Origin of the sequence: Collimonas arenae, assembly GCF_000786695.1 — a bacterium.
Classification (GTDB): Bacteria; Pseudomonadota; Gammaproteobacteria; order Burkholderiales; family Burkholderiaceae_D; genus Collimonas; species Collimonas arenae_A.
This window is the reverse complement of sequence record NZ_CP009962.1, coordinates 995,798-1,011,084: the sequence shown is the minus strand read 5'-3', so window position 1 is coordinate 1,011,084 and position 15,287 is coordinate 995,798. Positions and strand designations below refer to the sequence as shown.

The 15,287-nt window shown below is 47.1% G+C and carries 16 protein-coding genes; 1 reads left to right on the top strand and 15 read right to left on the bottom strand.

Annotated elements, in window-relative coordinates; translation table 11 throughout:
- Nucleotides 1-10: 10 nt before the first annotated feature.
- From LT85_RS04525 to rfbB, 10 genes are all read right to left on the bottom strand, one after another.
- Nucleotides 11-1,018: a hypothetical protein gene (locus LT85_RS04525; protein ID WP_038485820.1), complete on the bottom strand. Its 1,008-nt coding sequence runs from the start codon at nucleotides 1,016-1,018 to the stop codon at nucleotides 11-13.
- Nucleotides 1,019-1,023: 5 nt separating this feature from the next.
- On the bottom strand, nucleotides 1,024-1,566 hold the full coding sequence (locus LT85_RS27285; protein WP_038485818.1) for a serine O-acetyltransferase: 543 nt from the start codon (nucleotides 1,564-1,566) through the stop codon (nucleotides 1,024-1,026).
- On the bottom strand, nucleotides 1,563-2,726 hold the full coding sequence (locus LT85_RS04515; RefSeq protein WP_253273663.1) for an NAD-dependent epimerase/dehydratase family protein: 1,164 nt from the start codon (nucleotides 2,724-2,726) through the stop codon (nucleotides 1,563-1,565). The genes LT85_RS27285 and LT85_RS04515 overlap by 4 nt, the downstream gene beginning before the upstream one ends.
- Nucleotides 2,689-3,612, bottom strand: coding sequence for a glycosyltransferase family 2 protein (locus LT85_RS25805; RefSeq protein ID WP_081992035.1), 924 nt, complete (start codon nucleotides 3,610-3,612; stop codon nucleotides 2,689-2,691). Before LT85_RS25805 ends, LT85_RS04515 begins: the two co-directional genes overlap by 38 nt.
- Before the next feature lie 89 nt (nucleotides 3,613-3,701).
- The gene (locus LT85_RS25800; RefSeq protein ID WP_081992033.1) at nucleotides 3,702-4,862 is read right to left on the bottom strand and encodes an O-antigen polymerase; all 1,161 of its coding nucleotides are present in this window, start codon (nucleotides 4,860-4,862) and stop codon (nucleotides 3,702-3,704) included.
- A gap of 176 nt (nucleotides 4,863-5,038) precedes the next feature.
- Nucleotides 5,039-6,355 (bottom strand): flippase, encoded by a 1,317-nt coding sequence (locus LT85_RS04500; RefSeq protein ID WP_081992030.1) that lies wholly within the window; start codon nucleotides 6,353-6,355, stop codon nucleotides 5,039-5,041.
- Between the two features lie 133 nt (nucleotides 6,356-6,488).
- Nucleotides 6,489-7,358: a dTDP-4-dehydrorhamnose reductase gene (gene rfbD, locus LT85_RS04495; RefSeq protein ID WP_038485809.1), complete on the bottom strand. Its 870-nt coding sequence runs from the start codon at nucleotides 7,356-7,358 to the stop codon at nucleotides 6,489-6,491.
- Complete coding sequence (rfbC, locus tag LT85_RS04490) at nucleotides 7,355-7,900, bottom strand: dTDP-4-dehydrorhamnose 3,5-epimerase (protein WP_038485806.1); 546 nt, start codon at nucleotides 7,898-7,900, stop codon at nucleotides 7,355-7,357. Before rfbC ends, rfbD begins: the two co-directional genes overlap by 4 nt.
- A gap of 2 nt (nucleotides 7,901-7,902) precedes the next feature.
- Complete coding sequence (gene rfbA, locus LT85_RS04485) at nucleotides 7,903-8,802, bottom strand: glucose-1-phosphate thymidylyltransferase RfbA (protein WP_038485802.1); 900 nt, start codon at nucleotides 8,800-8,802, stop codon at nucleotides 7,903-7,905.
- A complete protein-coding gene (rfbB, locus tag LT85_RS04480) occupies nucleotides 8,802-9,881 on the bottom strand; it encodes a dTDP-glucose 4,6-dehydratase (RefSeq protein WP_038485799.1) in 1,080 nt (359 codons plus the stop codon). The genes rfbA and rfbB overlap by 1 nt, the downstream gene beginning before the upstream one ends.
- Nucleotides 9,882-10,269: 388 nt before the next feature.
- Between rfbB and LT85_RS04475 the strand changes: the two genes are divergently transcribed.
- The gene (locus LT85_RS04475; protein ID WP_038485796.1) at nucleotides 10,270-11,103 is read left to right on the top strand and encodes a symmetrical bis(5'-nucleosyl)-tetraphosphatase; all 834 of its coding nucleotides are present in this window, start codon (nucleotides 10,270-10,272) and stop codon (nucleotides 11,101-11,103) included.
- Nucleotides 11,104-11,122: 19 nt separating this feature from the next.
- Here the strand turns inward: LT85_RS04475 and LT85_RS04470 are convergent, their stop codons facing one another.
- From LT85_RS04470 to ruvX, 5 genes are all read right to left on the bottom strand, one after another.
- Complete coding sequence (locus LT85_RS04470; RefSeq protein ID WP_038485793.1) at nucleotides 11,123-11,893, bottom strand: lysophospholipid acyltransferase family protein; 771 nt, start codon at nucleotides 11,891-11,893, stop codon at nucleotides 11,123-11,125.
- The gene (locus LT85_RS04465; protein WP_038485790.1) at nucleotides 11,890-13,179 is read right to left on the bottom strand and encodes a dihydroorotase; all 1,290 of its coding nucleotides are present in this window, start codon (nucleotides 13,177-13,179) and stop codon (nucleotides 11,890-11,892) included. Before LT85_RS04465 ends, LT85_RS04470 begins: the two co-directional genes overlap by 4 nt.
- 137 nt (nucleotides 13,180-13,316) lie before the next feature.
- A complete protein-coding gene (locus LT85_RS04460) occupies nucleotides 13,317-14,276 on the bottom strand; it encodes an aspartate carbamoyltransferase catalytic subunit (RefSeq protein ID WP_038485787.1) in 960 nt (319 codons plus the stop codon).
- A 12-nt stretch (nucleotides 14,277-14,288) separates the two neighbouring features.
- Entirely contained in the window at nucleotides 14,289-14,807 is a 519-nt protein-coding gene (pyrR, locus tag LT85_RS04455; RefSeq protein WP_038485784.1) for a bifunctional pyr operon transcriptional regulator/uracil phosphoribosyltransferase PyrR, read from the bottom strand.
- A 38-nt stretch (nucleotides 14,808-14,845) separates the two neighbouring features.
- On the bottom strand, nucleotides 14,846-15,256 hold the full coding sequence (gene ruvX / locus LT85_RS04450; RefSeq protein WP_038485781.1) for a Holliday junction resolvase RuvX: 411 nt from the start codon (nucleotides 15,254-15,256) through the stop codon (nucleotides 14,846-14,848).
- Nucleotides 15,257-15,287 lie beyond the last annotated feature (31 nt).

The window sequence follows — 15,287 nt, the reverse complement described above, 5'->3', positions numbered from 1 at the left end:
GCCGAGTCCTTCAGGAAAATATTTCCGCTATCCATTCACGCAAACTGTATTTTCTGTAGATTTCTTCATTTACAGGGCAGAAAACAGTGAGCAAAAAATTGCCAGGTATCACCGGAGTCAATCTATCAACTACAAGAATATTATTGGGATTGTAGAAATCATAATTTTCCACATCAGGATTTGTCGTAATCAATTTTTTCCTCGCCCCCAGACACTCGATCGTACGCATCGTTAATCCTGTCTGCCCCGGGTGATGTATATCCACCAAGATTTTGCTGCGCCCAATTAATTCCAGTGTATGAGAGAAATTCAACGAATTCCATTTCACATCATGCCAAGGAATCGGCCTAAATTGCCGGTCAAATATTTTCCTTACTGCGAAAACCCATTTGCTTTGATAAAAAAAATGTGCATAAAGACGAATATCAGGCACGAGATCTCTCGTCACGGCCCATAATCTTTGTACAACAGAGTAACGATCTGAATGTATAGATCCGAGAAATAATAGATCAATTTCGGCTTTCGCATTTAATTGGCTTAATTCTCCGACCAACTCATACGCGCGAGAATAAAATAACGGAAGATGTTTGATTTTCTCATTACCGATGGAGTCAAAGCGGTCAAAACTGTACACTTTATCAAAGTATTGCAATTTTTCATGGCTGTTCTTGAAATTTTTCAAAGAATCCCACGTGTAGTACAGAAATTTTGCATTTGGCAAAGCGGCTTTTAAAGATAAAATTTTTCCGGCAGGGAGCGCTTCACCTTTGACAACAAATACAACACTATAAGCAACCTGAGTAGCTCGCGTCACAATTTTATCAAAATACTCATTGACTATTTTGGTTACTAGCTCGGGACAAAAGCGTATTATCGCTTTCATAAATGATGTAGATGACGGCCTGTCGTCATACCAGTCGACTTCATACCCCGCGGCCCTCAATTCTACTTGAATCTCTTTTTCATATCCAAAAAAACTAGGCGCAATAAACAATACGCGCTGACTGGTCTGTATCATCTTGCTTATACCTGCTTAACTATGCGCGCCGGAATACCAACAACGGTAGCACCTGCCGGTACATCCTCAACAACAACGGCATTCGCTCCCACGCGCGCATTACTACCTACCGTTACAGGACCGAGAATTTTTGCGCCGGCACCGATAATTACATTGTCGCCAATACTTGGACGAGATGAAACTGAGTAATCCAAATCAATTTCGCGAGCACCAAAAGTCACGTTATGATAAATCGTTGCGTTGTCCCCAATTTTATTGGCCCCGATCACAGTTCCTTGAGTATGCGGAAAATATAAACCAGGCCCGATTTCACATCGAGCAGCAATTTCAAGACCAAACAAGACAAAATTTATGAGGCCAAATATTTTAGCGAAAGGAGATAATTTTCGTTGCAAAAACCAGTGAGAAAGTCGAAAAATAACCACTGGCATGAAGCGTGGAGAAAATGAATTTTTCAACAGTCCGAGAAAGGTTGCTTGCTTTTCCAAGCGACCCGCAATCAGATACTGGCGGGTCAAATCCGCAAATAAAATTGTTTTCAAACTCATGACATCATCTTGCGTTTTTTCAGTTCTTCGTTTGCTTTGTCCAGGCCATCCTCGGGCAAAGGCTGCGAAAGAACCCAGCTTGCGAAAGCTTCAATTCCCTTTATCAAAGATATTTGTGGTTCGAATTTCAGTTTCGTACGTATTTCGCTCAGGTCAGCATAACAATGGCGAATATCACCCAAGCGATATTGAGCAGTTACTCCCGGCCTTACCTTCCCACCCAAGGCATCTACTAACATATTGGCAATTTGCAATACCGATGTTGGCTCGCCTGCGCCAACATTAAAAGTACCACCGTTAGCAGCATCATTCAGAAGCGCTAATTCAATTGCACATACAACATCGCTAACATGCACAAAATCCCGGCTCTCCTGCCCATCCTCGAAAATTGGAAGAGACATACCACGACGTATTCGAGTGGAAAAAATCGATAGAATCCCCGTATAAGGATTATTAAGAGATTGGCCCGCACCATAAACATTTTGAAATCGCAATATGGTCGTTCCGATTCCGAGGGAATCTCCAGCAATGCGAATCAAATCTTCTTGTGCATATTTTGTTGCAGCGTAAATGGAAGCAGGACTTGGCCGGGCCACCTCCGGTGTAGGTATTGCCGTTATTACATCGCCACAATGTGGACAAACAGGATCCCATTGATGGCTTTTCAATTGGACAGCGCTTCTGGCTCCAGGATAAACGATACCGTGAACCTTGCAATCGTACGCTCCCTCGCCATAAATCGATCTCGACGATGCAAGAACGATTTTTTTTATCGAATGCGGTGCGTTCGCGAGCACATCCATTAATTGAGCGGTTGCTTGGCTATTTACATCATTATAGTGAGCAATCTGATACATCGATTGCGCAGTCCCCGTTTCAGCCGCTAAATGAACTATGCCATCGATATCTGCCAATGCTTGAATCAAGGCCGCCCGGTCACGGACATCCGCTCGAATCAATTCGACTTGATCAACCAGATCATCAGGCAAGTCACGTATGACATGAATCTGGGGGCTAAAATTATCCAAAATACGGATCTTAAACCCTCGTTTAAGTAAGGAGTAAGTTAAGTTTTGACCAATAAAACCTGCGCCACCTGTAATCAAAATATTCATAATACATTCATCCAATAAATTCGCCTGACTTGCGGCGTATGCCATCGCAAATACCTACAAGCATCATTTTCAAACTACGTAATTTCTTTTCATCAATTAAAATATTGATAAAAAATCGGAGAGTTAAACCATAAGTTAAACGGCGCTTCCATGTCCAGGAAACATAACTGGCCCGGCAAAAACTTACTGTATTCCGAAAATAATAAAAGCGACGCAATGGAGAGTATCTGAAAAAACTCAATCCAAATATACGAGCGGGTGGAGCATCCGATGGCGCATGTCCCATTTCAATTCTTAGACATCCAAACAATTTATAACCTTTTGCTCTGGCGCGAAAGCTCCATTCAGTATCTGTATAATCCACAAACAAACCAGCATCATAATGGACGCCATTTTCCCAAACATCGGCTCGCACTAACATACCAGAAGTAATCAATGCATCAGTTTCGACATAACTTTCGGAACAGTTATTAGGCAATCTCGATATAATTTTCCCCTTCTCCTCAAGATAAAATGGGAAATAGGTTTTATTGGACTCACGGCGGTCGAAGAAAACTGGACCAACCGCAGCACAATTAACTCCCTCTAATGCAAATTTTTCATGAGTTTTCTTGAGATTTCCGATAAGGTCAGCAGTTGGAGCACTATCCTGATCAAAAGTGGCCACATACTTCACTCCCAAGCTTATCGCACGCTCAAATCCCATATTCAGAGCATGCCCAAGCCCTTTGTTTTTTTCAAATTGTATATATTCAATATCCAGACCTTCTTTCTGTGCAAAATCGTAAGCCTCCTTCGTTCCACCATTATCGACCAAAATCAAATAATCGACCTGTGACGATAAAGACTTCAGGAGATTAACTACAATTTTGTATTCAGGAAAATAGCCGACAACTATTGCTGCAACACCTGTTTTATTTAATTGTGTCATCTAAAGCTTTTCTCACGTTTAATTAAAATATAATTACTTATATGTTACCCGCAAATCCAATCCGCTTAAATTTCCATCTATTTTTAAAATTATATTTTTCTAATTTTAAATCCTTCGAATATATATAAAAAAACATAAAGCAAGAAAACTATCGCCCAAAGCGGATATGCGCGTAAATATTGCTCTTCGAAAATACTCATTATCAAAGGATATAGTGAAAGCGAATAATTAAATAAACTCAATTTTGACTTATATCGGTTTTTAAATAAAAACATTGAAATAAAGCCAATTATAAAAAATCCGATACAAACCGCTAATATTCCACCATCGTGGTACCAAGGAAAAAATGCGGTGTAAACGTTCCCAGGTAGCGGCGTTTCTACAAATGGAAACAAAGAGGGAGTAATTTCGCTCTGAACCCCTAAGGCCGAGAGGAAATTTTTTATAAAATTCGGTACTAATAACCAACCCGATATATCTGGATCACCTTTTGCTACATAATTATTAAATCCTGCTAAGCCGCTTAAAACATAAACTTTAAAATTCCAGGCTATGCTTTCAAATATATTATTTTCACTGCCACCTTTATTTAATAAAAAAGCCAACAGAAAAAATATTACAACAAAGGAAAATAAAATAAAGAAAGCTATTTTCTTTTTAATTCTCCCTTGGAAATACAGTATTATACTAAGCGAAGAAAAATACAATAACAATATCACTCTGCCAAAAGTTAAAAATCCTGCGAGCATTCCTGTAATTGCAATATAAGTTACCACTCTGCCACGAAGAGTCGGGGCACAAGAAATCGAAAGCAACGATGCAATTACAATTAAATAATGCAAATAAGAAATTAATATCACTTCTCTATCATTATTGCCAACAGAATCAATTAGCGAATTTCGTAATTCTGAAAGCGATTGAGTCGAGTCAAAGAAAATACTAATTATTAGAGGTAATGCAACTCCTAAAATATATGCAGGCAGTAAAAATTTTATGCAAATTTTTATAAATCGTGGAACGTATTCTTTATTTTTTAAATCCGTGTGCCTATATTTTCCATTAAATATATTTGCAAAAAAACAACCGACTACAAATGCAACACCGCCAAAAAAAACAATAACCCACGTATCAGTTACAAAGGGATAAAAAGAATCTAAAAAAACAATATGACCTAAAGCTTGCATTCCCCAAAGGGATAAAAATATGAAAATTGGATTTATCAACCAATCAGAGGTTTTTATTTTCTGCATAATTCTTTAATTTTTCTACAAATTAATTTGATTAAAGAATTTAAAATCAATGAATTTGTATGTCAATATACTTTCACATCAAAAATCAAAAAAAGAATTGAAATTAGTCAATCTTAGCCGTAAAGAAAACGAATTATTGCAAATAAAAGGAAGTCCGCTCAACCAAATTTAACATATCATCCGATATTCTTTGTCGCAACCATACCTACCATTCTATGTAAAATAATTCCATCAACAAATACTCGTAATGACCAAATTAATGAAGCACCTACAATCCCCAATTTACTGACTGAAAAATACAATAATGGCAAATATATGAATAACTCACAAACATGAACTTTTGCAGTTATATCTGACCGCCCGGCTCCTTGTAAAAATGCGAAAGGAATTGCCGCTAGACCATTTGCCAACACTCCAATTGCCAATATCTGAAAAACTCGTGTACTTTCATCAGAAAATTTCCCACCAAGCCATAAATGAAGTATCCAACCTGCAAAAAATATGACAAAAATTACTGCGGGAAATATTAGATAAAATATGTATTTGCAACTTTTCCAATATAATGTCATTGCTTCTTTAGTATTTTTCTGTGCATTTAATTTGGCAAATTGGGGAAAACATACTCCAGCTATCGCCGCTGGAATAACCAACAATTTGGTGACCATTTCATACGGTGTAGCATAATAGGCAACTGCTGCCATAGATAACATCATTCCGATAACGAATCGATCCATTTGCACCATTATCGGGCTCACAATATTACTCACAGTCATCCATCCACCGAATTTGAGTAATTCAGGCACGACAGCCCTTGACAATGAAAACTCTGTAAAATTATCCATGGATCTGTAGCAAAGGAAAAAAAATGCAATTGCTGTAAAAGCTCGGACTAATAATAAAGAAAAGAAAATTGCAACTAGGCTATTAGAAAATGGTAATACACACAATGGTGCAACAAACATCAGCACACCTAGCGGAATACGCACCAAATTTACCGATTTGAATTCATGCTTAGCTTCCAATACGCCACGCAAGCCCGTCGCCAATAGTACGAGAGGAATAGATGGCGCCAGCATACTCAGGCTACTCTTCGTTTCATCTTGCAAATAAACTGGTATCTTGAGACCCGAATAAATGATCCAATCACTAAGACCAACAATCAGCAAACTCGCGATCAATCCGAGTACAAACATGACGGTCAATCCGGTCCACATTAATGGTGGAATATCCTTTCCTTTATTCGTAGCAAGTTTCTCAGAAATAATTTGAGTTAGCGCACGTCCAATACCCAGATCAAATAAACTGAAATATCCAATCAGCATCCAGGCAATAGTTAATATTCCGAAACGATCAACTCCCAATCCCTTGATCAGTAAAGGAATTGATACTACAGCCGCGATCAACGGGGCAATCTGACCTACCAAATTCCATCCAATGTTATGAATAAATGTTCGATATGACTTCTTGTTGGATTCAGAATTTATTAGATCCAAGTTACCACCTTATTTCCCTTTTACTGAAAATTGCTCCGCTCTATAAAAAGCAATTTTCATGTACAGAATCTATAAATAACACCAGCTGTATGAAAATCGTTGGACAACGCGAGGATCATCCGCCGGAATGACATTATTCTTGGCAGAGTTTCAAAGCTCTTTCCCAAGCTGGCAATCCACAAAAAACGCTGGTCAATTTCTCGCAGGAGATAACTGAGTTATTAGGCCGTTTTGCCGGCAACGGGTACTCCTGTGTCGTTATTGCAGTTACGACAGGCTTTTTAGGTAGCGTTGTGTTTGCCAATATCGCCTCTGTAAATCCTGCCCAAGTGGTATGGCCCTGTGCTGTCAAATGATACAAGCCGCCCTTCTCTTGCCACCAAGCATGAGCGTCTTGCGTGCTCATCATCTGAGCGACAATGTGCGCGGTGGTATCGGCAATTGTCCGACACCAGGTTGGGGCGCCATGTTGGTCACCGACTATACGTAGTTCGCTGCGGTCAAGAGCCAAGCGCAACACTGTCAATAGGAAATTTTTACCCCGCGTGCCATAGACCCAACTTGTCCGCAGGATCAGATGCGGAACACCGGAAGCTTTGATCGCCAGCTCTCCGGCCAGCTTGCTACGACCGTACTCATTGATCGGACAGGTAGGATCGTTTTCTGTATAAGGACTGATTTTGGTACCGTCAAAGACATAGTCAGTGGAATAATGAATTATCGCTGCACCTAATTTCTTTGCCTCTTCCGCCATGACTCCCGGTGCCTCGCCGTTGACGAGCATAGCCAACTCTGGTTCAGTCTCTGCTTTATCCACAGCCGTGTACGCCGCTGGGTTAACGATAAGATTTGGCTTGATTTCACGAATGACGTCCCTGACCTGCGTCAAATTCGACAAATCCATCTGGTTACGATCAAGAGCTATAACTTCACCGAGACCTTGCAAGCTGCGCTCCAACTCATAACCGACCTGACCGGTTTTACCGGTGACAAGAATTTTCACGCGAAGACCTCTGCATCCGCCAATAACTTCCCAACTTGGTCCTTCCCGGACAACAACGGTGTTCCGGCAATCGGCCAATCGATGCCAATGTTGGGGTCGTTCCAGAGAATACTGCGTTCAAATTCGGGAGCCCAGTAATCGGTGGTCTTGTACAAAAATTCTGCCGATTCGCTGGTAACCACAAAACCATGGGCAAATCCTTCAGGAATCCATAATTGACGCTTGTTTTCAGCCGAAAGCGTTACACCAACCCAATGACCAAAAGTAGGTGAACTTTTACGCACATCGACAGCAACATCAAACACCTCCCCAGCCACTACGCGCACAAGCTTGCCTTGAGGCTGGCGAATTTGATAGTGCAATCCACGCAATACATTTTTAGCGGACTTTGAATGATTATCTTGAACGAAACTGGTGCTGAGGCCAGTTAGTTCATTGAAACCACGTTCGTTGAAACTCTCGTAAAAAAAACCACGATCATCGCCAAAAACCTTAGGTTCAAAAATCAATACTTCAGGAATATTTGTAGTTTGTACTTGCATGTTTAAAATACCTTATCTTTTAATAAGCCCAGCAAATATTGGCCATATCCATTTTTCTTCAACGGTTGCGCCAACTGCTCCAATTGCATAGCGTTGATGTAGCCTTTGCGATAGGCAATCTCTTCCGGACAAGCGACTTTAAGACCTTGTCGATTTTCAATAGTGGCAATAAATTGCCCGGCTTCCAGCAACGATTCGTGGGTGCCTGTATCCAACCACGCCATACCACGTCCCATTAATTCGACATTCAACCGATGGCGCTCGAGATAGACGCGATTAACATCGGTAATCTCAAGCTCTCCGCGTGGAGATGGCTTAATATCGGCTGCTATATCGCACACTTCGCTGTCATAAAAATACAATCCGGTTACCGCATAATGGGATTTCGGTTGCAAAGGCTTTTCCTCGATACTTATCGCGCGCCGCTGGTCATCAAATTCGACTACGCCGTAGCGTTCTGGATCATGAACGTGATATGCAAATACGGTGGAACCTTCCGTACGCGCTGAGGCTATGCTCAATTGATTTTCAAAATCGTGTCCATAGTAGATGTTGTCTCCCAAAATTAAAGCGGAGGGTGCATCACCGATAAATTCGCGGCCAATAATAAAAGCTTGCGCCAGGCCATCCGGAGTTGGCTGCACGGCGTAGCTCAGTTCGATCCCCCATTGCCGTCCATCGCCCAGCAATTCTTTAAAACGCGGTGTGTCCTGCGGCGTCGAAATGATCAATATCTCGCGTATCCCTGCCAACATCAATGTGGTCAGCGGATAGTAGATCATCGGCTTGTCATAGACCGGCAACAACTGCTTGGAGACCGCCATCGTCACAGGATACAAACGGGTGCCGGAGCCCCCAGCAAGAATAATTCCTTTACGGTTTTGGGAAGATGAAGCGCTCATTAAACACCTCCTGCTGCGTTCTGACGCTGCTCATAATTTTGCTCCACCCATTTAAGATAATCGCCCGACTGGACATTTTTTACCCAATCCTGATTATCCAGGTACCACCTCACGGTCTTGCGAATCCCGGTATCAAACGTTTCAATTGGCTTCCAGCCTAATTCACGTTCGATCTTGCGTGCATCAATGGCATAGCGGCGATCATGGCCAGGACGGTCCGTGACGTAAGTAATCTGATCGCGGTAGCTGCCCGTTGCTTTCGAATCCAACTCATCGAGAATGTCGCACAATGTATACACAACATCGAGATTGGCCTTCTCATTCCAGCCGCCAACGTTATAGACGTCACCCGGCTTTCCTGCGTCCAGCACGCGGCGAATTGCCGCACAATGATCGCTTACATACAACCAGTCGCGTACCTGCTGGCCATCGCCATAAATTGGCAACGGTTTGCCGGCGCGGGCGTTGGTGATGATCAAAGGAATCAGCTTTTCTGGAAAATGATAGGGACCATAATTGTTGGAGCAATTGGTAGTCAGTGTCGGCAAGCCGTAAGTATGATGATACGAACGGACCAGATGATCCGATGCCGCCTTCGATGCCGAATATGGGCTGTTAGGTGCGTACTGAGTTGTCTCAGTAAATGGCGCATCGTTCGCGCCCAGGGTACCGTACACTTCATCGGTTGAAACGTGGAGAAAACGAAACGCCATTTTCTCTGCTTTCGGTAAAGCATTCCAGTAAGCACGCGTTGCTTCAAGGAGACCGAAGGTACCGTTAACGTTTGTTTCCACAAAAGCGGCGGGTCCGTGAATCGAACGATCGACGTGACTTTCCGCCGCAAAATGAACGATTGCCCGAGGCTTATGCAGAGCTAACAAAGCAGCCACCTGAGAAGTATCGCCAATATCGCCTTGCACGAATATATGGCGTGGATCCTGGCGAACACTCGACAGATTATTTATGTTTCCTGCATACGTCAGCTTATCGAAATTAATCACCGGCTCATCATTCTGCGCCAGCCAGTCCAGTACGAAATTGGAACCAATAAAACCGGCCCCGCCAGTAACAAAGATCATGAGATTATCCTAAATACAATACAAAAAATTAAAAGCCACATTCTATATTAATTGCATTTTTGCAACACAAAAAAATGCAAGCAAGTCGAGATTATCCCCCATTATTTAGTGAAATCAGACCTTCGCGGCATATTTCGAACTAACAGCAGTAGAAATTGATAAAAGTATGTATATATTCATACAAACAATTTTCGCCTAGCAACAACAAATGAATTTAATGGTTACATAGGACCTTGATCAGTATAAAAAGTGCCAAAAATCAATTTTTAATCTATACATTACAGTTAATAATTTACCCGTTCCTATTAACAACGTCACTCGCAACACTGGAATCCACGCTCCCACTTACAATAGCAAGCGTCGCCACAATCAATCCATACCTGCATCCATGCCAATCGATAGTTCAGTAACATATGCCATCGGCGACCTCCAAGGCTGCTATCAAAGTCTGGTAACGTTAATAGACAAGATCGAAGCCATAACGCCCAACGCCAGGTTTATTTTTGTCGGCGACCTGGTTAATCGTGGCTCACAATCGCTCCAGACGCTGCGCTTGATTCGATCCTTAGGCGAGCGAGCACAAGCGATACTAGGCAATCATGACCTACATCTACTGGCCGCAGCCCACGGCATCCGCAAACTCCATCGCGGCGATACGTTGGATGAAATCCTCGACGCGCCAGACCGAGAGGAGTTGCTGGATTGGCTGAGACACCGGCCTTTAGCCCTGTTTCAGCAAAATCATCTTTTCATACACGCAGGCGTGCTGCCTCAATGGTCTGCAGCAAAAACCATGGCGTTAGCACAAGAAGTAGCAGACACACTACAAAGCCCCCGCTGGGTAGATTTTTTGCGTGAAATGTACGGTAACCAGCCGCTGCACTGGGATGACGCGCTCAAGGGTAACGAACGCTTGCGCTGCATCGTCAATGCTCTAACGCGCCTGCGCTTTTGTACGGAGGATGGAACGATGGAGCTGGCAGCGAAGGAAAGCACGGGAATTTCCCTGCCCGGCTACATGCCTTGGTTCGATGCACCGCAGCGGCAAACTGAGGATGTCACCGTAGTGTTCGGCCACTGGTCGACGCTGGGGCTGGTGTTACGGCCCAATCTGATCGGACTGGATACCGGCTGTGTCTGGGGCGGAAAACTGACTGCGGTGCGCCTGGCGGACCGCATGGTAGTACAAGTCAGTTGCCCGCAGGCGCAGCGCCCTGGCTAATTGCGTCTCGTGACCAACGTCAAGCTGCGACGTCGATCTTCTCGGATTGCGGGTCCTTCAATGCCTCAGCAATCAAGGCCTGTGCAGTCGCTGCCAGTTCACGCCGATGCCGTCCGCCAGTCTCGATTGGCGCTAGCTGGATCAGTTCGGCTTTCATCGGGGCGCCTTGCAGGATCGCAATCATGCTTTGCGCAAAAGTCATGTCGCCGATAAAATCCGCCGCCGGATGCAGGGCTCCTTGCGCATCCAGATAACGCAAGGCATAGGGTTGTACCGGAACCTGTGCGTCCAGCGCCGCCTCGAACAGGTTGGCGTGAAACGGCAGCAATGTACCTTGCGCCGCTGTGGTTCCTTCAGGAAAAAAGGCCACCCGCTCACCTGCCTGGATGCTGGTGACCAGTCCCTGGAATATGCGTCGTACATCGCGCTGCCTGCCGCGTGCGATGAAGATGGTGCCGCCTTTTTCGCATAACCAGCCAAGCAGCGGCCAGTCGCGGATATCAGACTTGCCGACGAAGCTGCAGGTCTGAGTTGAGTTGATGACGAAAATATCCAGCCAGGACACATGGTTGGCAACGATCAATGCCCGGGTTGGAGCAACGCTGTTGCCGGGATTGTGCAAGCTGACTTGCACCCGGCAAATCGCCAGCAGTTCAGCCGACCATTTGCGGATGCGCCAGCGTCGTCCGGTGGCGTCGGCCAGCGGGAACACAACTGCGCAGGTCCACAGGCCGACAACAAGATGCAACAACACCCGCACCAGGCGCAACACAAACCACAGCCGGCTCATGCGCGTTCGAAGGTAATATGCCCGGCCACAATCGTGGTCTTCACACGCCCGCTAAGTTCGTAGCCGAGGAACGGTGTGTGCTTACCCTGGCTCGCCAGCTCTTTGGCGGCAACTGTCCAGCGTATCGCCGGATCGAACAGGCAGATATCGGCGGCGCTGCCGATTGTCAGCTGACCGGCTGGCAAGCCGGCCACGCGTGCGGCATCCGTAGTGATCTTGGTCAAGGCACGGCTAAGGCGTTGTGGCACCGACTCAACACACTCTTCGGCCCATTTCAAGGCAAGTGACAACAGCAGCTCAAGCCCCGTTGCACCCGGCGTTGCTTCACCGAACGGCAACAGTTTTTCATCGTCGTCGACCGGCGTGTGGTCGGAGCAGATTGCATCGATGGTGCCATCCAGCAGCGCCTGGCGAATCGCGTCGCGATCGCGTTGTGAGCGGAACGGCGGCGTCATTCTGGCATTGGAATCGAAGAAGCCGATATCAACGTCAGTCATATGGATGTGGTGGGCGCCGACGTCACAGCTGATCGGCAAGCCTTCTTTCTTGGCGTTGCGTATCAGTTCCAGGCCTTCGGCGGAGGAAATCCGGCACAGGTGAACTCTCGCACCGGTAGCGCGCACCAACTCGAAAATAGTGAGGAGCCGTATGGTTTCCGCCATCGTGGGCACGCCGGACAAACCCAGTCTTGAAGCGATCGGGCCGCTGTGGGCGATGCCGCCATTGCCCAGATAAGGATCTTGCGGACGCAGCCAGACGGTGTAGGAGAAGGTGCGCGCATATTGCAGGGCGCGCAGCAACACAGTGGTATCCAGTATTGGCTCTTCGGCCTGGGCAAAACCGATACAGCCGGCGTCGGTCAGCTCCGCCATCTCGGTCAACTCCTTGCCCTTGAGTCCGACCGTCAATGCGCCGAGCGGGTAAACATGCGCCTGGTTCAGGTTCTTGGCGCGGTGCTTCAGCATTTCCACCAGTCCGGGCTCGTCCAGCACCGGATCGGTATCAGGCGGACATACCAGACTGGTGACGCCACCCTGCATGGCGGCTTGCATTTCCGATTCCAGCGTCGCCTTGTATTCATAACCTGGCTCGCGCAAACGCGCACTCAGATCGACAAGGCCGGGCGCCACCACCAGGCCGGCGGCGTCGATAATCTTGTTGGCGGAGAAATCGGCAGGCGGCGTACCGACGCCGACGATCTTGCCGGCGGCAATAAACAGATCCTGCTGAGCATCGATGTTGTTTGCGGGGTCGATCAGACGGCCGTTTTTGATGTGAAGTTTCATCTGTAATTTTTTATATTGTGGGAAAGAGCTGCCCGGGTAGGGTTTAAAAGTCGCCGCAGCGCGACGAATTACTCTGTCCTCAACTGACTAAACCGAAAATTTGAAGCTACGTAACACTCTGCATTACAAAAACAGCGCTAATTACCCGCCAAAATGCTCATGACCGCCATCCGCACAGCAATACCGAATGTCACCTGCGGCAGAATCACCGCCTGCGCACCGTCGGCCACCGCCGAGTCGATTTCCACGCCGCGGTTCATCGGCCCCGGGTGCATCACGATCGCGTCCGGCCTGGCCAGCGCCAGGCGCTCTGGCGTCAGGCCGTAGCTCTTGAAAAATTCCTGCGCCGACGGTAGCAGCGCGCCGCTCATGCGCTCATTCTGCAAGCGCAGCATGATGATGACGTCGACGCCCTTCAAGCCTTCGTTCATGTCGGTGAATACGCGCACTCCCATTTGCTCCAGACCGCTCGGTAGCAAGGTGCGCGGTCCGATCGCGCGCACTTCCGGCACGCCCAGCGTGGTCAGGCCGTGGATGTCTGAACGGGCCACGCGGCTGTGCAGGATGTCGCCGACGATCGCCACCGTCAGGTTGCTGAAATCCTTTTTGTAGTGCCGGATCGTGTACATGTCCAGCAAGCCCTGGGTCGGGTGGGCATGGCGGCCGTCACCGGCATTCACCACATGCACGTGATGCTGCTTTGTATCGGTCAGGTGCTTGGCGATCAGGTAAGGCGCGCCGGACTGGGCGTGGCGCACCACGAACATGTCGGCGTGCATGGCCGACAGGTTGTCGATGGTATCTAGCAGCGACTCGCCTTTGCTGGCGCTGGATGCAGAAATATTCAGGTTGATGACGTCAGCAGATAGCCGCTTGGAAGCGATCTCGAACGTGGTGCGGGTACGGGTCGAATTTTCGAAAAACAGGTTGAACACGCTTTTACCGCGCATCAGCGGCACCTTCTTGACATCGCGGTCGCTGACGCCGACAAACGAAGACGCCGTATCCAGGATATGCGTGACGACCGATGTCGGCAGGCCCTCGATGGTCAACAGATGCTGCAGTTCGCCGTTTTTATTGAGTTGGGGATTAAGCATTGGATTCGATGACTAAATAGATTCTATGACTAAGGTAAAGCTGCCGTCGCCGGCGCGTTGAAGTTGTAGGGATTGGCCCGGCTGCAAGGTCACCGCATCGGCGACAAAATCCGCCGCCACAGGCAAATCGCGCTCGCCGCGGTCGATCAGCGCCGCCAGCATGATTTTTGCAGGGCGGCCGTAGTCGAACAGCTCGTTGATGGCGGCGCGCGTGGTACGGCCGGTATAGAGCACATCGTCCACCAGCAGAATGGTGGCGCCATTGACGTCGAACGGGATCTGGGTCGGCTTGACGTCGGTGCGCAAGCCTTTTTCGGAGAAATCGTCGCGATAAAACGAGACGTCGATGAAACCGAGCCGTTCGGCGGGATTCAAATGCAAGGCCGCAACCAAGCGCTCGGCAATCCAGGCGCCGCCCGAATAAATGCCGATGACGGCCACGTTACCGCTGTGCGCCAATGCGCTTTTCACTTTGGCCTCGAGCACCTGGTACAGTGCTTCGGCATCGAATTGAGGAGTGATTGTAGTCATTACATCTTCATCGCAAAATCAAACAAAATCGAACAGGATCATTCGGCCGAGTGATCAATCAGGTCATCAAAATACTGCTGCAAAATAATCGCGGCGGCGCGATCGTCGATCACTTCCCCGCGCTGCTGCCTGATCACTGCAGACGAGTAGCGTTCATCCACCAACGCCGTGGCGACCGCATAACGGCCGTGCAGCTGGTTTGCGAAGCGCTGGCAGCGCACGCTCATTTCGTGCTCGGCGCCATCCGGATGCAAGGGCAAGCCAACCACGCACAGCACCGGCTGCCACTCTTTTATCAGGAGCGCGATTTCGGCAAATTTTCCGTCATTGGTCGCGGCGCTGATGACTCGCAGCGGCTGCGCCTGCTTCAGTACTGTATTGCCGACCGCTACCCCGATGCGCTTTAGGCCGAAATCAAAACCCAGCACGGTGCCGGCCGGACCGCTCATGCCAGACTCCAGGACAGGCTCTGTTTAATCA